Below are 25,724 nucleotides of genomic sequence, written 5' to 3'. Positions count from 1 at the left end.
TCGCCGGCCAGCTGGGCGTCATGGGTAATGAGCACCACGGTGCGACCGGCGAGCGCGGCCCGCAGCTGATCGATCAGCGCCTGTCCCTCGTCCTGGCCCAGGTGGGCGGTCGGCTCATCGAGCAGCACCACCTGCTTGTCCGCCAACAGGGCCCGGGCCACGGCCAGGCGGCAGCGCTGTCCGCCGGAGAGGCTGTGGCCGCCGCTGCCGATGCGGGTCTCCAGGCCCTGGGGGTGCTGGGCGTACCAGGATCCCAGGCCCACCGCCTGCAGCACCTGGAGCATCTGCGACTCCGGCGGCATCGGCCCCTCCACGCCCAGCGCCAGGTTGCGCGCCAGGGTTGAGTCGAACAGGTGCGCCTCCTGCGGGCACCAGGCCACCGAATCCAGGGCCTGGGCCGTCAGCGGTGAGAGCTGCCCGGCGGTGTCGATGGCGTGGATTTGCCCGGACAACGGGGGCAGCACCCCCAGCAGGGCGGTGAGCAGGGTCGATTTGCCCGAGCCGGAGGGGCCGGTCAGTGCCGTCCAGTCCCCGGGGGCGATGCGGGCGCTGAGCCCCTGGAGCACCGGTTCACCCTCACGGTAGCCAAGGGCCACCTCGTGCAGCTCAAAGCCGGTGACCGGCCCGAAATCCTCCTCCGGCTCCGGCAGCTGCTGCTGTGGTGCGCTGCTCACCCCACGGTCGGCCAGGGTCTGGCGCAGTTCGGCCAGTGCCCGGGCCTGTTGGATCGAGGCGACGCAGGCGGCGGCGGGTTCGGACAGGGCCAGGGCCAGCAGGGCGGCCACCGCGGTCAGTTCGGGCGTCACCTCGCTCAGGGCCACGCAGGCGGTGGCCAGCACGGCTCCGGTCAGGGTCATCAGGTTCGCCCCGACGCCCTGGCCCAGGGCGTGCCAGCTGGCCTTGCGGGTGTTTTCCCGCTCGGTGCGCCGCAGCCGGGCCAGCAACTCCCCCAGGGAGTCGTTGGCCCGCAGCGAGGCCCGGTTGCGCAGGATGGCCAGCACGCGTTCGTTGACCTGCAGCCGGTGCTCCAGCTGCTCGGTGGTGCTGTGCCCCTCGATGCGGCGGATCAGCGGAACAATGACAATGAGCATCAGCAGCAGCGCGCCCAGTCCCGCATACCCGAAGGCCGGCTGGATCAGGAAGAGCACCACGGTGCCCAGCAGCCAGACGATCAGGGCCTGCAGGGGCGGGAAGACCACCCGGGCCAGCAGGTCGCGCAGTTCGTCGACCTCGGCCAGGAAGAAGCGCAGCACCACCGGGGAACGGGAGACAACGCCCCAGCTGGCGGGCTTGGCCACCATGGCGTTCCAGATCTTTTCCCGCAGCTCGGCCGCGTACCCCAGCACGGCGTCGTGGATGGCCAGCTGCTCCAGGTAGCGCAGCGCCGCCCGGCCAATGCCCAGGGCGCGCACGCTCACGATCGCCACCATCAGGTGCAGCACCGGGGGCATGTAGCTGGCCTTGACGATCAGCCAGCCGCTGACCGCGGAGAGGGCCACGGCGAAGAGCACCGACAGCACCCCCAGTAGCACGGCCTTGCGGGCCCCGGTGTAACGGGTCAGCAAATCCCGCACCGGGGTGAATCCGGACGCCTGCTGGCCGCGCGGCGGCCGGGGCGCCTGCGGCAGCGCCGCCGGTTCGTCCTCATCCACCGGGGCGGTGGTGGCCGTCGGTGCGGTGCCGGGCACCTGGCGGGCGCCCAGCAGCGGGTCGTGGCTGGCCACCAGGACCGCGCAGCCGGCAGGCAGTTCGCCCAGCAGCCGGCGTACCGCGGCCGCGTTGCGGGCATCCAGGTGGGCGGTTGGCTCATCGGCCAGCAGCAGCCGGGTGCCGGGTTCGCTGTGGATGCGCAGCAGGGCGCGCAGCACCTCAAGTCGGCGCAGTTCGCCCGGGGAGTATTCGGCGATGGGCCGCTGCAGCATCGTGTGCAGCCCCAGCTCGTGGGCCAGACGCTGGATTTGTTCGGCACTGGCCTGGGGCGCATCCAGGGCCAATTGCCGTACGCCGGTGTCCTGGCTGAATTCCGGGTGCTGGCTGATCAGCGCGAACCCGCCGCGCAGCCGCAGCTGGCCGCTGGTCTGCTCGGCGTCCAGCGCGTTGGCGCTGGCACCCTCGGCGATGGCCTTGAGCAGGGTGCTCTTCCCGGTGCCGCTGGCCCCGTCCAGCAGCAGGCGCTGGCCCGGTTCCAGGCGCAGCGTGTAGTTGCGGTAGAGCGGCGCCTCGGTGCCGTAGCGGAAGGAAAAGTCCTCCAGCTCCAGGATCGGCTGGCGGTTCCCGGCATCCAGGGGCAGCCGTTGGACGCTGATGGCCGGTTCGGGGTTCTGCCCCACCATCTGCTCGTAGCGCTGGTAGGCGGCCAGCCCGTCATCGGCGGCGTGGTAGGCCGAGCCGACCTCACGCAGGGTTCCGAAGACCTCGGGAGCCAGGATCAGCACGATCAGCCCGGCGGCCAGGTCCATGTGGCCGCCGACCAGGCGCAGGCCGATGAACACCGCCACCACCGCAACCGAGAGCGTGGAGATCAGTTCGAGCCAGAAGCTGGAGAGGAAGACCGTCTTCAGGTTCTCCATGGTGGCCTTGCGGTAGCGTCGGCCCAACCGGGCGATCGCAGTTCCCTGGGCGCGGGCCCGCCCCAGGCCCAGCAGGGCCGGCAGCCCCAGGGCCAGCTCATACAGCTGGTGGGCCAGCGCGTCGAGTCCCGCCTGGCTTTCGCGGATCTTCTCCTGGGTGTGCATGCCGATCAGGGCCATGAACAGCGGCACCAGCGGAATGGTGATCAGCAGCACGATGGCGCTGGTCAGATCCACGGTCAGGACATAGATCCCCAGCAGCGGCGGCAGCACCAGTGCGCTGACCATGGCCGGGATGAACTTGGTGAAGTAGTCATCGAGCTTGTCGATGCCGTGCGCGGCCAGGGTGGCGGTTACCGGCACGGAGAACTTCTTGGACGCCACCGGGACGATGGTGCTGACCGCTGCGGTGCTGGCCACCAGCTGTTCGCGCATCCGCTCCTTCGCGCCCAACCCCATCCGCCGGGAGGACACGTTCAGCCCCCAGCCGCCAGCGGCCCGCAGCAGCGCGCCGGCCAGGGCCAGCCACAGCAGCCGCGGGCCGGCCGGCGCACCGGAGCCGGCCAGGGAGGCGATCCAGGTGCCCAACGCGAAGGCGAGCAGGATCAGCCCCAGGGCCTTGCTGATCGACCACACGGTCAGCAGCACCAGCTGCCGGCGCTGCAGCAGGTTTGAGGGCAGGAAGCGTGGTGCGGCCATCTTCTCTCCTTGGCGTTGGGCCATCGACGGTTACTTGACCACGGGGGTGATCAGGTGGGTCTCCGGGATGTGCTTTTCGTGGATGCGCTTGCGGAACACCCAGTAGCTCCAGGCCTGGTAGGCCAGGACCAACGGCACCCCGAACGCGGCCACGATGCTCATCAGCCGCAGCGTGTACGGCGTGCTGGAGGCGTTCATCACCGTCAGGTTGAACGCCGGGTCGATCGTGGAGGGAAGCACCACCGGGAAGGCGGCGGTGAAGATCGCCGCGACCCCCAGCGCCAGGGCCGCCCCCAGGGCGATGAAGGAGAATCCCTCGCGGCCCGACCGGGCGGTGCCCCAGGCGGCCACCATGGCCAGCGCGGCCAGCCCCAGCAGCGCCCAGGCGCCCATCGAGTCGTTGCGCAACAGCACCGCGAGCGCCCACAGCACCAGCGGCAGCAGGCCCAGCGGCAGCCACCTGACCAGCAGCGAGCCGCTGCGTTCGCGGATCGGCCCATCGGTCTTCAGGCGCAGGAAGGCCAGCGCCTGGATCAGGCAGTAGCCCACGACCGCCAGGCCACCAAGCACCGCTTCCCAGCCAAACCAGGCGAACGCTCCGCCGACCCGGTCCCCGTTTTCATTCAGTGGCAGCCCCAGGGTGGTCAGCGCCAGCATGGCGCCCACACCGAAGGCGGCCACGAAGGAGCCCAGGCTCATTGCCAGGTTCCACATCTTCAACGCGGTGGCGGTGTGCGCCTTGCCGCGGTATTCAATGGATACGGCACGGAAGATCAGTGCGGCCAGCACGATCACCAGCGGCAGGTAGAGCCCGGAGAAGAGCGAGGCATACCAGTAGGGGAAGGCGGCGAAGGTGGCCCCGCCGGCGGTCAGCAGCCAGACCTCGTTGCCGTCCCAGACCGGGCCGATGGTGTTGAGCATGACCCGGCGCTGGCGTTCATTGCGGGCCATCACCCCCATGAGCATGCCCACCCCGAGGTCGAAGCCCTCAAGGAAGAGGTAGCCAAGCCACAGGACGGCGATGACCACGAACCATAGTGTTGGAAGCCATTCCATTGTCAGTTTCCGTTCCCGCTAGTAGGCGAAGGACAGCACATCATCATCGTGCTTGTCCTCGTCCTTGCGCTCGTCGTTGTTCAGTTCGGGCATGGAGGAGGCCACCCCACCGCGGATGAACCGGGTGAGCAGCACGAGTTCGACCACCAGCAGCACTGCGTAGATCAGCGTCAGGCTGATCGTGGAGAAGAGCATCTCCCCGGCACTGACGGTCGGCGAGACCGCGGCGGCGGTGTACATGAACACCTGGTCAATGCCGCCCATCTGCGGGTTCGGCGCCACCACGAAGGGCTGACGTCCCATTTCGGTGAAGATCCAGCCGAAGGAGTTCGCCCCGAACGGGGCGGCGATGCCCAGCAGGGCCAGCCGGGAGACCCACTTGTTGTGCGGCACGGTCCCCTTGCGGGTGAGCCACAGGGCCACCGCGGCGGCGACGGCGCTCAACCCGCCCAACGTGATCATCAGCCGGAAGCCCCAGTAGGTGACCTCCATGACCGGGACGTAGTTGATTTCCTGGCCGGCGTACTGACCGAGGTATTCCTCATCCGGGTAGTGGGTGCCGTACTTTTCCTGGTATTCGGGGATCAGCGTGTTCACGCCCTTGACCGGGGTTTCAAAGTCGCCGTTGGCCAGGTAGGAAAGCAGACCGGGCAGTTCGAAGACCGCGGTGACGTCATCGCAGCTGGTGCTGCCCTGGGTGCGGACATCGCCCAGCGTCAGCACCGAGAACCCGGTGCCGTCGTGGCAGGCGGCCTCGGCGGCGGCCATCTTCATCGGCTGCTGCTCGAACATCAGCTGGGCCTGGGTGTGCCCCGAGAAGGCCACCCCCAGGAAGGAGACCAGCGCCACCACTGCACCGATGCGCAGCGAGGAGAGCCATACCTTGTGGTCGGTCTTGTCGCGGTTGCGGCCCTTGCTCAGGTCTTCCCCAACGATGACGCGCCCGTTGGCGTCCACCGTGTCGATGCCCTCCGCGCGGCGACGGTACAGGTGGAACCAGGAGATGCCCAGCAGGAATCCGCCGGCCACGGCGAAGGCGCCGAAGACGGTGTGCGGGAAGGTGATCAGCGCCGTGTTGTTGGTGAACACGGCCCAGGCGTCGGTCATGACCGCGCGCCTGTCAACGATTTCGGTGCCCACCGGGTGCTGCATCCACGAGTTTGCGACGAGGATGAAGTAGGCCGAGAGGATGCTGGCCAGCGAAGCGGCCCAGATCGTGGCCAGGTGCAGCTTTGCCGGCAGTTTCTTCCAGCCAAAGATCCACAGTCCCAGGAAGGTGGATTCGACGAAGAACGCCAGCAGCGCCTCCATGGCCAGCGGGGCCCCGAAGACGTCGCCGACGAATCGGCTGTACTCGCTCCAGGCCATGCCAAACTGGAATTCCTGCACGATACCGGTGGCCACGCCCATGATGAAGTTGATCAGGAACAGCTTGCCCCAGAACTTCGTCATTCGCAGCCACTGTTCATTGCCGGTGCGCAGCCATACCGTTTGCAGCACCGCTACGACCAGCCCCAGCCCGATCGTCAGCGGCACCATCAGGAAGTGGTAGACGGTGGTGATGCCAAATTGCCACCGCGCAATTTCCAACGGGTCCATCGGTTTCCCTTCGAGTGTAAACACGTTTTCTACTGAACGTAGAAAAGTCGTTCACCACCACGATAGGCCAATTTCGACAAGACGTAGAACTCGCGGGTAACCGGCCTGTGGCCTGCAAAACAAGCCACCGACCAAACCGCGTGATGCCAGCAACAGGCAAGCGCCAAATTTGCCGAGTTCTCAAGGTGCGCCCAAGAGACTATGCCCGAATGTGATTTTTGCAACAATAATCTACTCAGACCCGATTTTTACGAAGTGTAGAAAATTTGGTCAATCCCCTATAGAATGGACTGCACGATACGTTCGTTGGCGCTTAATGGCGCCGGACGTTTTAGCACTAGTAGGCAAGTGAGGTACTGCCCTGTGGCCAGCCTTGGCGATCTGGAACGCTCAGTCATGGAACTTCTGTGGGACTCCGCAGAACCACTGACCGCCAATGATCTGCGCGATGAACTCGCCGCACCCGGCGATGCTGCGAAGGAACTCGCAGTCACCACTGTGCTGACGGTACTCGCGCGGTTGGAAAAGAAGGGCCTCGTCGCCCGGGAACGCTCCACGCGTCCGCACCGCTACACGGCCTCGTCGACCCGCGAGGATCACACCGTGAACCTGCTCAACGAGGCATTGGGAACCGCCCAGGACCGCGAAGCTGTTCTGGCGCGCTTCATCGGCGGCATTTCCCCCGACGAAGCGGCGGCACTTCGTGCTATCTTGGACGCACCGAAAACCGTCTAAATCCTTCACGATATAGAGGGCTGAGTGCTTCTCACCTCATACTTTCTTGCGGCGTTGGCCATCGCATTAGCGTGGCCAACGCCGTTGGCGTTGGCCAAAGCGAAATGGCCAGCCCGCTCCCCGGTGGCCGCTGTCCTGTTGTGGCAGGCCATCGCCCTGGCCGGTGGGCTGTCAATGATCGGCTCCATGCTCGTGTGGGGTCTGACTCCACTGGGCGATGACCTGCTCAGTGCCCTGCACCAGGGATGGCGCTTGCTGCTCGGGGACCCCGATGCCCCGTCCCCCGGGGTGGTCCACCTCTTTGCGCTCAGCGCCGCACTGCTCTTTGCCACCCATCTGGTCCTGACCCTGCTGCGCGCCGCCTGGCGGATCTCCCGGCAGAGGGCCAAGCATCGCCAGCTGCTGATGCTGTTGACCAACCCCGCCGAGGACCGGCCCAATACCCTGGTTTTGGACCATGACGTCCCGGTTGCCTATTGCGTTCCGGGCATGACCCGCTCGGTCACCGTCCTGTCCCGTGGACTTCTGGACCAGCTCTCCGAGACCGAACTGCAGGCGGTGCTGGCCCACGAGCGGTCGCATCTTGAACAACGCCACGACCTGCTGATCCTGGCCTTCACCGCCTGGCACGAAGCCCTTCCCTGGCTGCCGACATCGCGCCTGGCGTTGGACGCGGTGCGCCAGCTGACCGAGATGCTGGCCGATGACACGGCCCTGCAGAAGGTGCAGCGCCCAGTCCTGTTGCGGGCCATCGTGACCGTCGCGTCCTCCGTGGCCCCCAACCCGGTCCACGATCCCGCCCAGCAGGGCGGCTCGGGCGGCGACCTGGAAACCGTGCCGAACGGAGAATTGTCCTCCGGACGCCTGCAGCGCCTGCTCAATGATCCGAACCCGCTGAGTGTTTTCCAGACCACGGCGATCGTCTTTTGCTCACTGATGCTTTTGGTCTGCCCCACCGTGTTGCTGATTGCGCCCAAGCTGCTGGGCTAGACGCAATCCACAACCGGCCACGGCTGAAGTCCCGGAACACCGGGCAAAAGGAAACGCCGACCGGTCCCCCCGGGTAATACCCCAGGCAAACCGGTCGGCGTTTTCGCTGCTGGCGCCCCTAAACGTCGATGCGTTCGCGTTCCAGGTTGTCAGCACCGGAGATGATGAATTCCTTGCGCGGTGCCACATCCGAGCCCATGAGCAGGTCGAAGATTTCCTCGGCCGCCTGGGCATGCTCCACGCCGACCCGGCGCAGCGTGCGGTGCCGGGGATCCATGGTGGTTTCGGCCAGCTGGTCCGCGTCCATCTCACCCAGGCCCTTGTAACGCTGGATCGGCTCCTTGTAGCGCCGGCCTTCGGCCTCGATCTTTGCCAGCAGGCGGGTCAGCTCGGCTTCGGTATACGTGTAAACCACTTCGTTGCTCTTCGAACCGGGATTGATGATCTCAATCCGGTGCAGTGGCGGCACCGCGGCGTAGACCCGGCCCTCCTCCACCATCGGTCGCATGTACCGGTAGAAGAGGGTCAGCAGCAGGGTCCGGATGTGGGCGCCGTCCACATCGGCATCGGTCATCAGGATGACCTTGCCGTATCGGGCCTGGTTGATGTCAAAGGTGCGGCCCGATCCGGCGCCGATGACCTGGATCATCGAGGCGCACTCCGTATTCGAGAGCATGTCCGAAATGGAGGCCTTCTGCACGTTCAGGATCTTGCCGCGGATGGGCAGCAGGGCTTGGAAGTCGCTGGACCGGGCCAGGCGGGCGGTACCCAGCGCACTGTCACCCTCAACGATGAATAGTTCGGAACGCTCGGTTTCCTTCGTCCGGCAATCCAGCAGCTTGGTCGGCAGGGATGAGGACTCCAGAGCGGTCTTGCGGCGCTGGGTTTCCTTGTGCACGCGTGCGCTCACGCGGGACTTCATCTCATTGACGACCTTCTCCAGCAGTGTGGCCGCTTCCTGCTTTTCTGCACGCTTCGTCGAGGCCAGGCGCTCGTTGAGCGCCTTCTCCACGACGCGGGAGACGATCTGGCGCACCTGCGAGGTACCCAGGATCTCCTTGGTCTGGCCCTCGAACTGCGGTTCGGCCAGGCGGACGGTCAACACGGCTGTCATGCCGGCCAGGACGTCGTCCTTCTCGATCTTGTCCTTGTTGCCGAACTTCAGTTTGCGGGCGTTGGCCTCCACGGCCTTGCGGAAGGACTTCAGCAGCGCCTGTTCAAACCCGGTCTGGTGGGTGCCGCCCTTGGGCGTGGCGATGATGTTCACAAAGGTGCGCACCGTGGTGTCATAGCCGATCCCCCAGCGGACGGCGAGATCGACTTCGCAGACGCGCTGCAGATCTTCAATGTGGCTGCGCCCCTCGGCGTCGAAGACCGGCACTTTCTCATGGAATGAGCCGCTGCCCTGGATCCGCCAGATGTCGGTGACTGCCGAATCGCTGGAGAGGAAGTCCACGAATTCGCTGATGCCGCCGTCGTGTTGGAAGACCTCCTCGTAGGGCCCGTCCTCACCCAGGGTGCCGGGCAGGCCGCGCTCGTCGCGCAGGGTCATGCGCAGGCCGGGCACGAGGAACGAGGTCTGTCGTGCGCGGTTTTGCAGGTCCTCGTAGGAGAAGCGGGCATCGGAGGTGAAAATGTTGTCATCCGCCCAGTAGCGGATCCGGGTTCCGGTGACGCCGCGCTTGGCCTTGCCCACCACGTCGGGTTCGGTGGCCTTCTTGAAGGCCTCGAAGGGAGCATCCGCCCGGGGTTTGCCGCGATCGGAGAAACGGCCCGGTTCCCCGCGGCGGAACTGCATGCCGTAGGTCTTGCCTCCGCGGTCAACTTCCACGTCCAGGCGTGCCGAAAGGGCGTTGACGACCGAGGCGCCCACACCGTGCAGGCCGCCGGAAGCGGTGTAGGAGCCGCCGCCGAACTTGCCGCCGGCGTGCAGCTTGGTGAAGACGACCTCGATGCCGCTCAGGCCGGTCTTGGGTTCGATGTCCACCGGGATGCCTCGCCCGTCATCGCGCACTTCCACCGAACCGTCGTTGTGCAGAACGACGGAGATGGACTGGCCATAACCGCCCAAGGCCTCATCGACCGAGTTGTCGATGATTTCCCACAAGCAGTGCATGAGTCCGCGCGAGTCGGTGGATCCGATGTACATGCCGGGACGCTTGCGTACGGCTTCGAGTCCCTCGAGCACGGAAAGATGGCGGGCGTTGTAATTATCGGCTTTGGCCACGTGGTTACTAACTCCTACTGCTGCCTGACGGGGATCCTGCCCCCATTCTAGTCGTCAATGTGTTCGAATTCTGTGAGCCGAACACCCGTGAAAACGGGAACTTGGCCACTATGAGCTTATCCACAAGCAGTACGCGGTGAGCGAAAGAGCGGCCCGAGGGGCATAAAGTTCGGGCCATAACTGGTTGTATTGAATACACCAAGATTTAAGGAGGCTGGCAATGACTACTACAACTGCAAGTCGCGAACTCAATGCCCTCGACCGGTGCGACCGTTGCGGCGCACAGGCCTACGTAAGGGCCGTGCTAGCCTCCACAGGTGGCGAACTGCTGTTCTGTGCACACCACGCACGAGCCGTAGAGGATAAGCTTCGCCCGCTCACCTCGGAGTGGCAGGACGAAACTTCGCGGCTTTACGAGAAGCCGAAGGTGGACATCCAGGACTAGCTCGCGCCGTCCGTTGTCTGCCAAACGCTGGGATCCGCCGAAGGGCGGGTCCCAGCGTTTTTGTTATGGGTCAAATATTGCTCCGCAGCGCCGGTGCCGCTCAGCAACCGCCAAGCAGGGCCCGGCCACTCATCGGTGTGCGAATTGCGGCGAAATGTTGGGTTTAACGACCGCGGCGGACGAAGCCACACAGAGCTTCGTCCGCCGCGGAACGATCGTTTTAGTCCAGGTAGTCGCGCAGCACCTGAGAGCGCGAGGGGTGACGCAGCTTGGACATCGTCTTGGATTCGATCTGACGGATGCGTTCACGGGTCACCCCGTAGACCTTGCCAATTTCGTCTAAAGTCTTCGGCTGACCGTCGGTCAGGCCAAAGCGCATCGCCACGACGCCGGCTTCACGTTCCGAGAGGGTGTCCAGCACCGAGTGCAGCTGCTCCTGCAGCAAGGTGAAGGAAACCGCGTCGGCCGGAACCACGGCTTCCGAGTCCTCGATCAGGTCACCGAACTCCGAGTCGCCGTCTTCACCCAGCGGGGTGTGCAGGGAGATCGGTTCGCGGCCGTACTTCTGGACTTCGACAACCTTTTCCGGGGTCATGTCCAGTTCCTTGGCCAGCTCTTCCGGAGTGGGTTCGCGGCCCAGATCCTGCAGCATCTGACGCTGGACGCGGGCGAGCTTGTTAATGACCTCGACCATGTGCACAGGAATACGAATGGTTCGTGCCTGGTCGGCCATGGCACGGGTGATCGCCTGACGGATCCACCAGGTGGCGTAGGTCGAGAACTTGAAGCCCTTGGTGTAGTCGAACTTCTCAACCGCACGAATCAGACCCAGGTTGCCTTCCTGGATCAGGTCCAGGAACAACATGCCGCGGCCCGTGTAGCGCTTGGCCAGCGAAACCACGAGGCGCAGGTTGGCCTCCAGCAGGTGGTTCTTGGCGATCTTTCCGTCGTGGATGATCTGTTCATAGTCCCAGCGCAGCCGCTGGTCCATTGACCCGTCGTCCTTGTTCAGCTTGTCCTGAGCGAACAGCCCTGCCTCGATGCGCAGCGCAAGATCCACTTCCTGCTCGGCGTTCAGCAGTGCGACCTTGCCGATCTGCTTCAGGTAGTCCTTGACCGGGTCGGCGGTGGCACCTGCCACCATCACCTGCTGCTGAGGGGCGTCGTCTTCGGACGAGCTGATGACGAAGCCAACGGAATCGTCTTCAGTCTTTTCTTCAGTTTCGGCGTTGTCGGTCTGAGCCTCGGTCTGCTCTTCGTTGTCAACGACTTCTTCTGAGGCCTTACCGGCGGCCTTGCTGCTTGCCTTGGCCTTGGTTGCGCGCTTCTTCGCGACAGGTTTCTCTGCCACAGCCTTGGCGTTGGCTTCCTCAGCCGCAGTTGCGTTGGCAGCCTTGCGCTTAGCGTTCGTCTCAGTTGATGACACGAATAACCTTTCTCACGATGCGTCCCAGATGCACCTACCGGTAACACCACTATGACCCTGTCAAGTCCGTTAGCGGAAACAAGGAGTTTCCGCCATGGCGACAGTCACGTATTTCAACGCATCTACGCCTTCTTTTGTTCCCGCTGTGAAAAGACGGAACGCAAAAGAACAATCGGACCTAACCGGGTCTGTTGTCCCATTATCCACGAATAACCACGCAGGCACCACTTGGCGCGGCCGGATTTCGCGCTCCTAATGGAAACTTGAACGCCAGGCACGTTGGGGATCAGTGGCCCACTCCGGCATGATTCCGCGGTAAAGCAGTTGCTGCAGCAACTGCGCAAGACGGTATTCAGGGTCACTATCCAAGGCGGTCCGCAAGAGCGCCATGGACATGCTTCCCCTGCCTTTGGCCCATTCAATCCACGCCAGGATGCACAGCAGCGCCGAACGCTGTCCGGCTCGCGCCACCCCCAATAGGTCTCGGCAGATGAACCACAGGTTCTCCAGCCGTTTCCACTCCGGAGTGTTCGCCCCACCGCCTAGCAGGAAATCGGCCAGTTCCTGGGCGCGTTCCTCGGTGTCGCGCAGCGCCAGTTCACGCACCGCCGTGCGCGCCGCGACCGCACCCACACCAGCGAGGTAGGGCAGGATGTCGCGCACGAGCCGGATTTCCAAGCCAGAGAGCAGCCGTGCCGCGACCAATGGTTCGGAGCGCATGGTTGCCTCGGACTGGTAGGCGTCTGTTTCCAGCAGTGCAGCCCAGGTATCCAGGCAGTCGTACATGTCGCCGTCGAGCGAATCGGCGAGGCTGCGGATCGTTCCGGCGTTCTCCCATTCCGGGACGCCCTCCCCGTCCCAGGGCTCGTGCAGTGGGGCGGAACCGGCCAGGACCATTCTGAGGTAAGTGTCGCTGAGTTCCGGGCAGGCCGGGTTCTCGCGCTGTTCTGGCACCGCCCCGTTGTAATTCCACACCATGCCCCGGTTGACAAACCACGCCTGATGCAGTGGCGTACGGCGCGCATCGAAGCTCTCGCTGAGCTCGGCAAGCAATTGGTGATAGGGCAGTTCCCGCCCGGCAGGTGGCGGGTCGTTGGAGTACAGGACGCACAGTGCTCCGGTCAGCTGCGGCAGCTTTCCCACCAACTTGCAGACCTGCTCCACCCACGGCCGGCGCTCCCCCGCGCTGTCGTGTTTTGGCAGATCCACGCGCAGGGTCGCTTCCAGCTTCTTGTCGACCATCAGCAACAGCACGGCCGATTCGGAGGGATGAAACCCCAGCGCGTGGGGCACGTAGGCAAGGATGTCTTCGGCGCGCTCCAGGGAGAGCGGCTCTTGTTCCGGTGTAGTAGTCATGACCCGACAGTGGGCCAAGACCGAGGTGCCCACGGGATCGGGGACCCCGAGTGTGGACAACTCGGGCCGCAGCCACCAGGGAAGCTAATGGCCGGGATTTTGCTGGCGGCGCGCCTTCTTGCGTGCCAGGAGCATCCCGCTGATGCCCACGGCCACGAACACGAACTGGACGCACAAGGCCAGCTTGAACGCGCCCAGGTTGTACAGTTCCCGTTCACCGCCGGCCAGCTGGAACTGGAAGTCCAGCAGCATGCCGACCAGGTACATGCAGATGAAGGCCCCGGAGAATCCTCCGACGTTGACCAGGCCCGTGGCTGTTCCCATCACGTGCGGCGGGTTGAAGGTGCGGGCAAAGTCGAAGCCGATCACCGACGCCGGACCGCCAGCGGCGATGCTGATCATCAGGACGATCAGCACCCACAGCGGCGCCCGTCCGGGCCACAGCAGCACCACGGCCCACATCACCGTCATCCCCAGCACGATGGTCAGGGCGATCAGCGACCGGCGGGTCGGATAGCGGGCGGTGAGGGCCCCCAGGATCGGGGCAAGGACAATCGCGACGACAACGAAGATCGACAACAGGCTGGAGGCCAGTGCTCCGGAGACCCCCTGGCCTTCGACGAGGAAGGGGAAACCCCAGGTAAGCATGAATACGTTGACCATGAACGCGGTGCTGAAGTGGGTCCAGAACCCCAACCGGGTGCCCGGTTGCCGCCACGCCGCCGCCAGCCGCGCCCGGGTGCTCAGCGGGTCCTCTTCCCCGGTGCCACGCCATTCGTGCCCATTGTGCACAAAGGTGATGACCAGCAGCAGGGACACGAAGGCGATGACGGCAAGCATCGCAAATGCCGGGGTCCATCCGACGTGGATGAGCATCGCGTGGAACGGGAAGAGGCTGATCAGCTGGCCCAGCTGCCCTACCGTGCCGGTGATCTGGGTGAGCATCGGGATGCGGGACCCGGAGAACCACATGGGCAGCAGCCGCAGCACCGAGACGAAGACCATGGCATCCCCGGCACCGACCAGCACACGCCCAACCAAGCCCTGGGGGACGTTGTTCGCAAAGGCCAAGAATGCCTGGCCCAGGGTCATCAGGATCGCCCCGCCGACAATCATCCGGCGCGGGCCGACCTTGTCCAGGATCAGCCCGACCGGCACCTGGCCGGCCGCGTACACCAGCAGCTGGACGACCGAGAAGGTCGCCAGGATCGAGGCGGAGGCGTTAAAGCGTTCCGTGGCCTCCAGCCCGGCCACGCCGAAGCTGGTGCGCTGGGCGACCGCCGAGAGGTAGGCCAGCAGCGCCACCGTGTAGACGATCCAAGATTTTTTTGAATTCAGCTGGTCATGGCTCAAGGGGTCGGGTCACCGGAACTATCGGCCGAATCTTCGGGGCCGTGCGGGTCATCGTCCGAATCGGCGCCCTCATCGGCGTCGGTGTGCGTGGCGTCCTCGTGACGGTCTTCGGGCAGGGGGCCGGTTTCGGCCAACCAGGCATCCAGGTCCTCGATCCCGGCCAGGAACGATTCGGCGCGGGCAGCGATCTGCTCGGCGTCGGGAAGCTCATGGTCCTCATCAAGCAGCAGCGACCGCGGCTGGTGCTCCTGGGCGTGGGCGTCAAAGCGCTTCTCAAACCCGGCCACCATCTGGCGCACTTCGGTGTTCGCGTCGATCTGTTCGGCCAGCTGTCCTTCGATCAGCCGGCCGGCTTCACGCAGGCTGTCGGTGGGCAGGGCCAGTTTCAGGGCCGCCCCCACAAATTCCAGGGCGGCCACGGCCACCGGTGGGTATTCGGCCTCGGCCAGGTAGTGCGGGGTGTGCAGCGAGTAGCCGACCACGTCGCGCCCGGCCTCGGCCAGGCGGATCTCCAGCAGGTCGGTGAAGGCGGCCGGCAGTTCGGCGGTCGGCGACCAGGTGGAAATCTGTTCGATCAGGTCCTTGCGGTTGCCGTGGGCGGTCACACCCACCGGACGGGTGTGCGGGACCGGCATCGGCAGCGAACTGGTGGAGACCACCGGGCCGATGTTAAAGGCCTCGATCAGCACCAGCAGCTGGGAGCTGAGCTCTTCCCATTTCAGGTCCGGCTCAACGCCGGTGAGGAACCAGAAGTCCCGGTCCATGCCATCGGTCATCAGGTACAGCTCGATGACCGGCTCCTGGTAGGCGGCGAAGTGGTCCCCCAGGTAGGTCACCCGGGGACGCTGGGCGGAGTAGCACACCAGCTGATCGGCGTCGAAACGGGCCACCAGCTCGCCGGCCAGCTGCCCAAACAGCTCGTTGTGTACCTGGACGTGGGCGTTGCCCGCGTCGCTGGCCCCCTTGAGGGAAATGTACATTCCCAGCCCCTGCAGGCAGGGGTCATCGAGGTCTTCGGCCATCAGCTTCATCAACGACGAACTGGTCATTCCACCCCGATCCGAGATCAGCCGCCGGATCATTCCGACGGATCACTACTTGTCCTACCCGTTGGGCCAACGGCACCGTCGTGCATGCCATGCACGTCTGCCTGCCACCCAACGATTCTTAGCAGAACCCGGGCCCCCGGGTCATACTCCAACGTCACATTCTATCTCTTCGGGGCAACAGCCACTGTGAAGTGGGGCACGCGCGGGGTGTACCTCGGCTAACATCTACTAATGGGACACGGTGCAGATGCCGCATGCCGCCACCCGCGGCGCCCCGCTCCGCCCGGTCCCCTACCCTTACAGATCCTCAAACCCTACAAAGGCTTAGAAGGAATGATTTCGTGATCAACTCCAGCGATCTCAAGCTGACCGCAATCGGAACCGACATCAAGCGCAAGAACGCCGACGCACTGGTGCTGGGCATCTACAAGAGCGATGAGAAGGTTCACATCGCCGAATCGGTGCTTGACCCCCAGACCACCGCAGAACTGGAAAAGTCCCTGGCCGACATGGGCGTCGGCGCCAAGGCCGATGAGCTGACCCGGCTGCCGGCGGTGGAGGCCTCCAAGGCCAAGTACGTGGCCTTCATCGGCCTGGGAGTTGATTCGTTGCAGGAGCTGACCGACGAGAAGCTGCGCCGCGCCGCCGGTTCGGCCGCCCGCCAGCTGGGCAGCGTGAAGAGCGCCCTGTTCGCACTGCCCGCCGCCACCGTGGCGCGCGCCGCCGCAGTGGCCGAGGGCATCGCCCTGGGCAGCTACCGCTTCGAGAACTTCCGCTCGGAAAAGAACGAGAAGCCGGCGCTCAGCGACGCGATCGTGGTCACCGCCGCCTCCGCGGACAAGCAGCTGCCGGCCGCGCTGAAGCGCGCAGCGGTGCTGGGCCGCGCCGTGCGCGCCACCCGCGACCTGATCAACACCCCGGCCAACGCGCTGTACCCCGAATCCTTCGCCAACGCGGTCAAGGACTACGCCAAGTCGCTGCCGCTGAAGGTCACCGTGTACGACGAGAAGCGCCTGGCCAAGGACGGCTTCGGCGGGCTGATGGGCGTCGGCGGCGGCTCCGAGCGGGCCCCGCGCCTGGTCAAGGTCGAGTACTCCCCGGCCAAGGCGAGCAAGCACCTGGCCCTGGTGGGCAAGGGCATCACCTTTGACACCGGCGGCATCTCGCTGAAGCCGGCCGCTGGCATGCACGCCATGAAGTCGGACATGTCCGGCGCGGCGGCCATGTTCCAGACCGTGGCCGGTGTGGCCGAGCTCGGCCTGGACCTGAAGGTCACCGCCTGGCTCTGCCTGGCCGAGAACATGCCCGGCGGGCGTTCGACCCGCCCAGGCGATGTCATCACCATCTACGGCGGCAAGACCGTGGAGGTGCTGAACACCGACGCCGAGGGCCGCCTGGTGTTGGCCGACGGGCTGGTCGCCGCCAGTGAGGAGAAGCCGGACGCGATCATTGACATCGCCACGCTCACCGGCGCGCAGATGCTCGCCCTGGGCCTGCGCACCGCGGGGGTCATGGGCGATGAGGCGCTGCGCGACGAGCTGGTGTCCGCATCCGATGAGGTCGGTGAGCTGGCCTGGCCGATGCCGCTGCCCGAGGATCTGCGCGCCTCAATCGATTCGCAGGTCGCCGACCTGGCCAACATCGGTGAACGCATGGGCGGGATGATGACCGCGGCCGTGTTCCTGCGCGAGTTCGTGGGCAAGGTCGATGAGACCCCGATCCCCTGGGCCCACATCGACTTCGCCGGCCCGGCCTTCAACGAGGCCAGTGCCTGGGGCTACACCCCGAAGAACGGCACCGGTTCACAGGTGCGCACGCTCATCGGATTCGCGGAGCGCTTCGCCACCCGTTAAACGGGATTGATGAGTCACGAAATACACCCCGGTGCGGGAGGCGTCACAGCTTCCCACACCGGGTTTCGTGCAAAAATATAGGGGAAACTGACTTTTCGCTGTCACGAGGTGACTGATGGCGGTTCACCGGACTAAGGTAAGTTTTGAAACATCACGGCACGCCGCCCTCCACCCTCCACCGGGAGGTGTTGTGCGCAGCGTGTCCCACCCGATCCCCGGTCGGCCAGAAGTCGACCAGATTAGCTATTACGAGGGAGCGTTCACGTGGCCGAATCGGCAGCAACGCAAGAATTCGATGTCCTCATCCTCGGTGGCGGTTCCGCTGGATACTCGGTCGCCCTGCGCGCCGTCCAGCTGGGCCTCACCGTTGGCCTGATCGAGAAGGGAAAGCTCGGCGGCACCTGCCTGCACACCGGCTGCATCCCGACCAAGGCCTACCTGCACTCGGCGGAGCTGGCCGACAACGCACGCGAAAGCGCCAAGTACGGCATCAACACCACCCTTGACTCCATTGACCTGGGTGCGGTGCGCAGCTACAAGGACGGCATTGTGGCCGGCAAGTTCAAGGGCCTGAGCGGTCTGCTGAAGATGAAGAAGATCAACGTCATCGAAGGCGAAGGCCGCCTGGTCTCCCAGGACACCATCGAGGTCAACGGCAACCGCTACAAGGGCAAGAACATCGTCTTGGCCACCGGTTCGACCTCCAAGACCTTCGGCCTGGAAATCGGCGGACGCGTGCTGACCAGCACCGAGGCGCTGAACATGGACACCATGCCCAAGAGCGCCATCGTGCTCGGCGGCGGCGTGATCGGCGTCGAGTTCGCCAGCGTGTGGAAGTCCTTCGGCGTGGACGTGACCATCGTGGAGGGCCTGCCTTCCCTGGTCCCGAACGAGGACCCGGCCATCATCAAGGTGCTGGAGCGCTCCTTCAAGAAGCGCGGCATCAAGTTCAACACCGGTGTCTTCTTCGAAAAGGTCGAGCAGGACGAGAACGGCGTGAAGGTCTCGCTGGCCGACGGCAAGACCCTGGAAGCCGACATCGTGCTGGTGGCCGTGGGACGCGGCCCGGTCACCGAGGGCTTCGGCTTCGAGGAGCAGGGCATCACCATCGACCGCGGCTTCGTGATCACCGATGAGCGCCTGCACACCGGCGTGGGCAACATCTACGCCGTCGGCGACATCGTCCCCGGCCTGCAGCTGGCCCACCGCGGCTACCAGCAGGGCATCTTCGTTGCCGAGGAGATCGGCGGCCTGAAGCCGACCATCATCGAAGACATCAACATCCCGAAGGTCACCTACTGCGAGCCGGAAATCGCCTCGGTGGGCTACACCGAGCCGAAGGCCAAGGAGAAGTTCGGCGCCGATCAGGTCGAGACCACCGAATACAACCTGGCCGGCAACGGCAAGTCCTCGATCCTGGGCACCAGCGGCATCATCAAGATGGTGCGCGTGAAGAACGGCCCGATCGTGGGCGTGCACGGCGTCGGCAGCCGCATTGGCGAGCAGATCGGCGAGGCCCAGCTGATCGTGAACTGGGAAGCCTACCCGGAGGATGTGGCCCAGCTGGTCCACGCCCACCCGACCCAGAACGAGGCCCTGGGCGAGACCGCCATGGCCCTGGCCGGCAAGCCGCTGCACGGCTAGTTGCCCGTCATGAAGCAGCGTGTCCGCAACGGCACGCTGCTTCGTCCGCTAGGCTCGGAGGCAACGCCTCCATCAACCACGTGGGCTCGCGGGCCGCTTGAGGCAAGCCGGCACCGCGGACCAACCTAATAGCTTTTAAATTTTCAGAGGAGATACGGGAAGATGTCTGAAACCGTAAACCTGCCCGCATTGGGTGAGAGCGTTACCGAAGGCACGGTGACCCGTTGGCTCAAGCAGGTCGGCGATCGTGTCGAGGTCGACGAGCCATTGGTGGAAGTTTCCACCGACAAGGTCGACACCGAGGTGCCCTCCCCGGTTGCCGGCGTGATCGAGGAAATCCTGGTGGCCGAGGACGAGGAAGCCGAAGTCGGCGCGCCGCTGGTGCGCATTGGCGATGGCTCGGGCGCAGGCTCGGATTCCGGTTCCGATCAGCAGCAGGCCGAGGAACCGGCCGCTGAGGAGCCGGCGCAGGAAGAGTCCGCACCGCAGCAGGAATCGGCCCCGGCCGCCGAGCAGTCCACCGAGTCGGCTCCGGCCGCTTCGGGTGACGCCTCGGGCACCGAGGTCACCCTGCCGGCCCTGGGCGAATCGGTCACCGAAGGCACCGTCACCCGCTGGCTGAAGCAGGTCGGCGACGACGTGGAGGTTGACGAGCCGCTGCTGGAGGTCTCCACCGACAAGGTCGACACCGAGGTCCCCTCCCCCGTGGCCGGCAAGCTGCTGGAAATCCGCGTGAACGAGGACGAGGAAGCCGAAGTGGGCGCCGTACTGGCCGTCATCGGCTCCGGCTCGGCCGCACCGGCCGCCAACGAAGAGGCTCCGGCCCCGGCCGAGAAGAAGGAAGAAGCCCCGGCCCCGGCCGAGAAGAAGCAGGAAGAGGCTCCGGCCGCTCCGGCTGCTCCGAAGCAGGAAGAGGCTCCCGCAGCTCCGGCCCCGGCCGAGAAGAAGCAGGAAGCCCCCGCTGCCGCCCCGGCTCCGGCCGCCGGCGGTTCCGAGGGCGCCGGCTACGTCACCCCGCTGGTGCGTCGTCTGGCCAACCAAAACGACATTGACCTGAGCACCGTGACCGGTACCGGTGTCGGTGGCCGCATCCGCAAGCAGGATGTGCTGGACGCGGTGGAGGCCAAGAAGGCCGCCGCCCAGTCCGCTCCGGCCGCTGCCGCGCCGTCGGCTCCGGCGGCCAAGGCCGCTCCGGCCGTCGAGGCCTCCTCGCTGCGTGGCACCACCGTCAAGGCTCCGCGCATCCGCCAGGTCATTGCCCGCCGCATGCGCGAGTCGCTGGATGTCTCCACCCAGCTGACCCAGGTCCACGAGATCGACATGACCCGCGTGGTCAACCTGCGTGCCAAGGCCAAGGCCGGGTTCAAGGCCACCAACGGCGTGAACCTGACCTACCTGCCGTTCATCGCCAAGGCCGTCGCCGAGGGCCTGAAGCAGCACCCGACGCTGAATGCCGAGTACGACGAGCAGAGCCAGCAGATCACCTACCACAATGCCGAGCACCTGGCATTCGCGGTGGACACCGATCGCGGCCTGCTGGTTCCGGTCGTGGCCAACGCCGGTGACCTGAACCTGGCCGGCCTGGCCTCGAAGATCGCCGATGTCGCCGAGCGCACCCGCAGCAACAAGATCGGTCCCGATGAGCTGGCCGGTGGAACCTTCTCCATCACCAACATCGGTTCGGTCGGCGCGCTGTTCGACACCCCGATCATCAACCAGCCGCAGGTTGCCATCCTGGGCACCGGCGCGATCGTCAAGCGCCCGATGGTCATCACCGACGCCGAAGGCAACGACTCGATTGCCGTGCGCCACATGATGTACCTGTGCCTGACCTACGATCACCGCCTGGTGGACGGCGCCGACGCCGGTCGCTTCCTGCAGACCGTCAAGGCCCGCCTGGAGGGTGGCGCATTCGAAGGTGATCTTGGCCTCTAGGCCCTGATCAGCCCGGCTTGCCGAAGGCCCGCTGACACGCGGCACCGCGTGTTCCAGCGGGCCTTCGGCATTTCTACAATTTGTCGAAGCAGACTATTCTTGAAGCATGACTTTCCTGTTTAACGTTCTGGTAATGCTCCATATCCTGGGGGCTGCGGCCATCTTCGGCGGCTGGCTGGCCAACTTCAAGACCCCTACCGTCAACCTGTGGCAGTGGATTGGCGCACTGACCCAGTTGATCACCGGCCTGGCCCTGGTCGGCGTCATTGAAATGCAAGACGGCACCGTCAACCACATGAAGATCGGCATCAAGCTGGTCATCTCCATCGCCATCGTGGTGACCGCGTTCCTGGGCCGCAAGAAGGTCAAGGCCGGCGAGGAGGTTTCCACTGGCATCGCGCATGCCACCGGCGGCCTGGCCCTGGTGAACATCCTGATCGCCACCCTCTGGAACTAGTCCTCGACAGGCCCGGTTTCATACCCGCTCATGGGATCGCCGTTCGCGGCGGTCCCATTTGTCGTCTCCCGGGCAAGAATCCGCGAGATGAGCCACTGCCCGGTATGTTGGCGCAGTTCGAAGCGGACTCGCTCGGCCCGGGCCTGCTGGGCCCGGTGAACATCTTCTTCGCTCGACAGGCTTCGATAGGCGTACGGGTCAAGCACACTATGCGCCTCCAGGACCACGGTGTCCGGGAAGCTTCGCGCCACGACTTCGATCCCGCTCAGTCGGGTTCGCATCCCGGTGACCCCCAGGTCCATATCCTTCAATTCCTGCAGGACCCGGGCATCTTCACCCAGTTGTTTAGCTTCCGGCACATAGAGCTTGGAGAGCGCCTGATAGTCGCCCGAGTTGAATGCCCGGTCCCGCGCGTGGGTCAGTTTCAACAAGGCTGCCCCGACGGCGTCCGGTGACTGAGCGCAGGGCGGCAACTGGGCATCGGACTGAATGGAGCAGGTTCGGGAAGCATCCACTGGTGCCTGCTCGCCGTTGGCGGCGTTGGCATCGGTTTGCGACTGCCAGTGATTCACCCCCAGCCCAGCAATGACGACCATGAACAAACCGAGCAATGCCGCGGCGATCAGCCGTCGACCACCGGGCGTGGGTTTCAGGGCGTGCCGGTCCTCGAAGCGTCGGGCTTGTTCCTGGGTGACTTCGGGCCGTTCCGGAACCAATCGTTGCCGACGCTCCGGCCGCGAACGCATGGCCCGGCGTCGGCCGCGGGGTGCTGGCGGATGAATGGTCGCCATCAGGTGTGATGCCTGGGCGGGAACCGATTCAGTCCAGTTCAGTGGTTCGGCCTGCCCGCTGGCGTACAGGCTGCGGGCGAATTGGTCGGCACTGGGACGCGCGGTCGGTTCTGGATGCAGCGCATCCAGCAGCAGGTCCAGCACGGTTTCCGGCAGATCCTCAAACACCAGCGTCACCGGCGCACGCAGCGCCGGAGGGTCGGGGACCTTGGCGCTGAGCAGGTACCACAGACAGGCCCCGAGCGCGTAGACATCCCGCGCCTCGCCGTTAGCCACCGCATCGGGCGCTGTTGCCGGTGAGTCCCCTGCTTCCGGCGCGATGAACCCTGGGGTGCCAGCCCTGTGATTATTTTCGTCCAGCAGGTTCACTTCTTGGAAGTCACAAAGCTTGGGCATCCCCTCGGCGGAGAGCAGGATGTTGTTCGGGGACACGTCCCCGTGCGCCAGCCCCTGGGAGTGCAGGCGCGCGACCGACTGGGCGACCGGAGCCAATGCGGTAATCACCTCCCCCAGCGGCAGTGGGCCGCGGGCAGCGACCATTTGGCCCAAGCTGCCCCCGGGACAGTATTCCACCAGCAGCGCCGGCCCCCGGTTGGTCATCACCGTGTCATGAAGCTTGATGGTGTGCTGATCGTTGGGCCCGTCGGTCCCCTGCCGGATCGTGGCCAGCGTTTCAGTCTGGGAGGCCAGCTTCATGACCAGGAAGCATTGGTCGGCTTCGCGTTGGACGAGCCACACCCGCGAATCTTGGGCATCGTCCAACGACCTGAGGGTCAGGTAGCCTTCACATTCGGGCCACGCGAACGGGCTGAGTTCATATTCCATGACTCCGTTGTAAAGCAAACTTGTATTACGCGTTTAAGTTATCCACATTCGTTGTTTCGTTACCAACTCGAGCCCTTTACGCATTAGGCGTAGGCTGAAGCTCATGACGATCGAATTCGAACGACTCGGTCTAGGCGAATCGCTGGTTCCCTACAGGGAAGCCTGGGACTACCAAATACGTCTCCACGACGCCGTGGCTGCCGACGAAGAAGCCCCCAGAATCCTTCTGCTGGAACACGAGGCGGTCTACACCGCTGGACGCCGTACCGAAGATGAGCAGTTGCCGCAGGACGGCACCCCCGTGGTTGAGGTTGACCGCGGTGGACAGCTGACATGGCATGGACCGGGGCAGCTGATCGGGTATCCGATCGTCAAGCTCAAGAAGATCAACGCCATCCGCCTGTATGTGGAAACCCTTGAAGAAGCCTTGATGAACGTCCTGGCCGAACTGGGCATCCGAACCGTCCAGATCAAGGGACGCTCGGGAGTCTGGGTTCCGGGTGACGGCGTGCAGCAGGACCGCAAGATTGCCGCCATCGGCATTCGCATCAACCATGGGGTGACCATGCACGGTTTCGCCCTGAACTGCTCCAACTCCCTGGAACCCTACGAGCAGATCATTGCCTGCGGCATTACCGATGCCGGGGTCACCTCGATCTCCCAGGAGCTGGGACGCACCGTGAATCCCGTAGACGTCGCCGACCGGGTGCAAGAAGAGCTGGATCGTCTGCTCACGCCCCAGGTTGTCACCTCCCTTCCCGTCGCTTAAGACCTTCCTACTTCCTCAGAAAGAGCAATACACATGAGTGTCGCCCCTGAAGGCCGTCGAATGCTGCGCGTCGAGCAACGCAACTCCAAGGTTCCGGTGGAACGCAAGCCGGAGTGGATCAAGGCCAAACTGAACATCGGACCGGAGTACGTCGGTCTGAAGAACCTGGTCAAGTCCGAAGGACTGCACACGGTTTGCGAAGAGGCTGGCTGCCCCAACATCTTCGAATGCTGGGAGGACCGCGAGGCTTCCTTCCTCATTGGCGGGTCGGAATGCACCCGTCGCTGCGATTTCTGCCAGATTGACACGGGCAAGCCCTCGGCGCTGGACCGCTCGGAGCCGTTCAAGGTGGCCATGAGCGTGAAGAAGATGGATCTGCGCTACGCCACCGTCACCGGCGTGGCCCGTGATGACCTGGAGGATGAGGGCGTGTGGCTGTACGCGGAAACCGTGCGCCGCATTCACCAATTCAACGACAACACCGGCGTCGAGCTGCTGATTCCCGACTTCTCCGGCAAGCCGGAGAACCTGGACGCGATCTGCGATTCGGCCCCGGAGGTCTACGCCCACAACGTGGAAACCGTGCCGCGCATATTCAAGCGCATCCGCCCGGCCTTCCGCTATGAACGGTCCATGGACGTCATCACGCACGGTCACAAGCGCGGGCTGATCACCAAGTCCAATCTGATCCTGGGCATGGGCGAGACCCGTGAGGAAATTTCCGAGGCCATGGCGGACCTGCATGAGGCCGGCTGCGACCTGCTGACCATCACCCAGTACCTGCGCCCCACCGAACGCCACCTGCCGGTGGACCGCTGGGTCAAGCCCCAGGAATTCCTGGAGCTGCAGCAGGAAGCGGAGGAGCTCGGGTTCCTGGGGGTCATGTCCGGCCCGCTGGTGCGTTCCTCCTACCGCGCCGGACGCCTGTGGGCCGGGGCAATGCGCAAGAAGGGTCGCGAGATCCCCGAAGCGCTGGCGCACATTGAGTCCTCGGGCAACACCCGCCAGGAAGCAGCCTCCCTGGTCACCAACTAGCGTTGCTGCCCCACGAGGCGGCCTGTGGCCCGAGCAAGGTCCCGATCACCACTGTGTGGTCGGGACTTTGCCGTTCCCGGATGGAACGTGGGCAGTGGACTCGGGTAGAATTGAGTCACTATGGCCAAAAACTCCGACAATGTCGCATCCAACACAGACCCGCAGCCCAAGCGTGGCCTGTTCTCGCGCAAACCAAAAGCCGATAAGCCGAATAAAGAGCCCGGTCGCCTGAAGCAAATGGGCCAGGTGTTCCAGATGACTCGCCGCAATGACCCGATGGTCGTGTGGTGGATGTTGCTGGCTGGCCTGGGTGTTGTTGCGGTGGGTCTGCTGATCGGCATCCTGCTGAACAACTGGATCACGATGCTGCTGATCTCGATCCCGTTGGGCTTGTTGGCGGCCATGTTTGTCCTCTCCCGTCGCGCCGAGAAGGCCGCGTTTACGCAGTTGGAGGGACGCCCGGGTGCTGCCGGCGCCGCGATGAGCGTATTGCGCCGCGGCTGGATCCTGAAGCAGGAGCCGGTAGCCGCCAACCGCCACCAGGACCTGGTGTTCCTGGGTGTGGGCCGCGCCGGAGTCGTGCTGGTCACCGAGGGCCCGAACGGCCGTGTTCGCGAGCTGGTCAGCTCCGAGCGCAAGCGCATCGGCCGTGTGCTGCCCAACGTTCCGATCACCGTGATCAATGCCGGCAGCGGCGAGAACCAGACCCCGTTGCCTGAGGTCAGCAAGAAGATGAAGAAGCTTCCCAAGACCTTGTCGAAGCTTGAGGTCAGTGCAGTGGATAAGCGCCTGACCACCCTGAGCGCGAATCGTCTGCCGATTCCGAAGGGGATTGACCCGAACAAGGTGCGTCCGAGCCGTCGCGCCATGCGCGGGCGGTAAACCACCGAATGAAAGCGAGCCGTGCACC

The 25,724-nt window shown here is 64.8% G+C and carries 19 protein-coding genes; 10 read left to right on the top strand and 9 right to left on the bottom strand.

Annotated features, from left to right (window positions below; all coding sequences use genetic code 11):
• The 3 genes from cydC to RCJ92_RS00390 form a co-directional block, all read right to left on the bottom strand.
• Positions 1–3,269: thiol reductant ABC exporter subunit CydC (gene cydC, locus RCJ92_RS00400; RefSeq protein ID WP_446753420.1), on the bottom strand; the 3,269-nt coding region annotated here is incomplete at its 3' end.
• 30 nt (positions 3,270–3,299) lie between these two features.
• Positions 3,300–4,325, bottom strand: a complete 1,026-nt coding sequence (gene cydB, locus RCJ92_RS00395; protein ID WP_446753419.1) for a cytochrome d ubiquinol oxidase subunit II — start codon at positions 4,323–4,325, stop codon at positions 3,300–3,302.
• 18 nt (positions 4,326–4,343) lie between these two features.
• The gene (locus RCJ92_RS00390; RefSeq protein ID WP_446753418.1) at positions 4,344–5,924 is read right to left on the bottom strand and encodes a cytochrome ubiquinol oxidase subunit I; all 1,581 of its coding nucleotides are present in this window, start codon (positions 5,922–5,924) and stop codon (positions 4,344–4,346) included.
• A 363-nt stretch (positions 5,925–6,287) separates the two neighbouring features.
• Here RCJ92_RS00390 and RCJ92_RS00385 point away from each other — a divergent pair, with 363 nt between their 5' ends.
• Together RCJ92_RS00385 and RCJ92_RS00380 are read left to right on the top strand one after the other, a co-directional pair.
• The gene (locus RCJ92_RS00385; protein WP_054820860.1) at positions 6,288–6,659 is read left to right on the top strand and encodes a BlaI/MecI/CopY family transcriptional regulator; all 372 of its coding nucleotides are present in this window, start codon (positions 6,288–6,290) and stop codon (positions 6,657–6,659) included.
• A gap of 24 nt (positions 6,660–6,683) precedes the next feature.
• Positions 6,684–7,649 (top strand): M56 family metallopeptidase, encoded by a 966-nt coding sequence (locus tag RCJ92_RS00380; RefSeq protein WP_446753417.1) that lies wholly within the window; start codon positions 6,684–6,686, stop codon positions 7,647–7,649.
• 118 nt (positions 7,650–7,767) lie between these two features.
• Here the strand turns inward: RCJ92_RS00380 and RCJ92_RS00375 are convergent, their stop codons facing one another.
• Positions 7,768–9,876, bottom strand: a complete 2,109-nt coding sequence (locus RCJ92_RS00375; protein WP_446753416.1) for a DNA gyrase/topoisomerase IV subunit B — start codon at positions 9,874–9,876, stop codon at positions 7,768–7,770.
• Between the two features lie 220 nt (positions 9,877–10,096).
• Here RCJ92_RS00375 and RCJ92_RS00370 point away from each other — a divergent pair, with 220 nt between their 5' ends.
• Positions 10,097–10,321: a DUF7455 domain-containing protein gene (locus tag RCJ92_RS00370; RefSeq protein ID WP_054820859.1), complete on the top strand. Its 225-nt coding sequence runs from the start codon at positions 10,097–10,099 to the stop codon at positions 10,319–10,321.
• Between the two features lie 220 nt (positions 10,322–10,541).
• Here the strand turns inward: RCJ92_RS00370 and RCJ92_RS00365 are convergent, their stop codons facing one another.
• The 4 genes from RCJ92_RS00365 to RCJ92_RS00350 all read right to left on the bottom strand — a co-directional run bounded on the left by RCJ92_RS00365 (position 10,542) and on the right by RCJ92_RS00350 (position 15,505).
• Positions 10,542–11,747, bottom strand: a complete 1,206-nt coding sequence (locus tag RCJ92_RS00365; RefSeq protein WP_138178008.1) for an RNA polymerase sigma factor — start codon at positions 11,745–11,747, stop codon at positions 10,542–10,544.
• A 252-nt stretch (positions 11,748–11,999) separates the two neighbouring features.
• The gene (locus RCJ92_RS00360; protein ID WP_446753415.1) at positions 12,000–13,103 is read right to left on the bottom strand and encodes a DUF4192 family protein; all 1,104 of its coding nucleotides are present in this window, start codon (positions 13,101–13,103) and stop codon (positions 12,000–12,002) included.
• An 84-nt stretch (positions 13,104–13,187) separates the two neighbouring features.
• Complete coding sequence (locus tag RCJ92_RS00355; RefSeq protein WP_346922126.1) at positions 13,188–14,456, bottom strand: MFS transporter; 1,269 nt, start codon at positions 14,454–14,456, stop codon at positions 13,188–13,190.
• Positions 14,453–15,505 (bottom strand): proteasome assembly chaperone family protein, encoded by a 1,053-nt coding sequence (locus RCJ92_RS00350; protein ID WP_446753414.1) that lies wholly within the window; start codon positions 15,503–15,505, stop codon positions 14,453–14,455. Before RCJ92_RS00350 ends, RCJ92_RS00355 begins: the two co-directional genes overlap by 4 nt.
• Positions 15,506–15,846: 341 nt before the next feature.
• On the opposite strand from RCJ92_RS00350, the gene RCJ92_RS00345 reads away from it, so the two are divergent.
• From RCJ92_RS00345 to RCJ92_RS00330, 4 genes are all read left to right on the top strand, one after another.
• Positions 15,847–17,358 (top strand): leucyl aminopeptidase, encoded by a 1,512-nt coding sequence (locus tag RCJ92_RS00345; protein ID WP_446753413.1) that lies wholly within the window; start codon positions 15,847–15,849, stop codon positions 17,356–17,358.
• 264 nt (positions 17,359–17,622) lie between these two features.
• Positions 17,623–19,002 (top strand): dihydrolipoyl dehydrogenase, encoded by a 1,380-nt coding sequence (gene lpdA / locus RCJ92_RS00340; RefSeq protein WP_138178017.1) that lies wholly within the window; start codon positions 17,623–17,625, stop codon positions 19,000–19,002.
• A 162-nt stretch (positions 19,003–19,164) separates the two neighbouring features.
• Positions 19,165–20,937 (top strand): 2-oxoglutarate dehydrogenase, E2 component, dihydrolipoamide succinyltransferase, encoded by a 1,773-nt coding sequence (sucB, locus tag RCJ92_RS00335; protein WP_446753412.1) that lies wholly within the window; start codon positions 19,165–19,167, stop codon positions 20,935–20,937.
• Between the two features lie 106 nt (positions 20,938–21,043).
• Positions 21,044–21,394: a hypothetical protein gene (locus RCJ92_RS00330; protein WP_054820889.1), complete on the top strand. Its 351-nt coding sequence runs from the start codon at positions 21,044–21,046 to the stop codon at positions 21,392–21,394.
• Here RCJ92_RS00330 and RCJ92_RS00325 read toward each other — a convergent pair.
• Positions 21,391–22,947: a serine/threonine-protein kinase gene (locus tag RCJ92_RS00325; RefSeq protein ID WP_446753411.1), complete on the bottom strand. Its 1,557-nt coding sequence runs from the start codon at positions 22,945–22,947 to the stop codon at positions 21,391–21,393. The genes RCJ92_RS00330 and RCJ92_RS00325 overlap by 4 nt on opposite strands.
• Positions 22,948–23,113: 166 nt before the next feature.
• Between RCJ92_RS00325 and lipB the strand changes: the two genes are divergently transcribed.
• From lipB to RCJ92_RS00310, 3 genes are all read left to right on the top strand, one after another.
• Complete coding sequence (lipB, locus tag RCJ92_RS00320; RefSeq protein ID WP_360028571.1) at positions 23,114–23,779, top strand: lipoyl(octanoyl) transferase LipB; 666 nt, start codon at positions 23,114–23,116, stop codon at positions 23,777–23,779.
• 33 nt (positions 23,780–23,812) lie between these two features.
• Complete coding sequence (lipA, locus tag RCJ92_RS00315; RefSeq protein WP_446753410.1) at positions 23,813–24,814, top strand: lipoyl synthase; 1,002 nt, start codon at positions 23,813–23,815, stop codon at positions 24,812–24,814.
• Between the two features lie 120 nt (positions 24,815–24,934).
• Positions 24,935–25,696: a DUF4191 domain-containing protein gene (locus tag RCJ92_RS00310; RefSeq protein ID WP_054820886.1), complete on the top strand. Its 762-nt coding sequence runs from the start codon at positions 24,935–24,937 to the stop codon at positions 25,694–25,696.
• Positions 25,697–25,724 lie beyond the last annotated feature (28 nt).

The organism is Glutamicibacter sp. BSL13, from assembly GCF_052928425.1.
The sequence above is the reverse complement of the archived record's forward strand: the minus strand, read 5'-3'. Positions and strand labels throughout refer to the sequence as shown.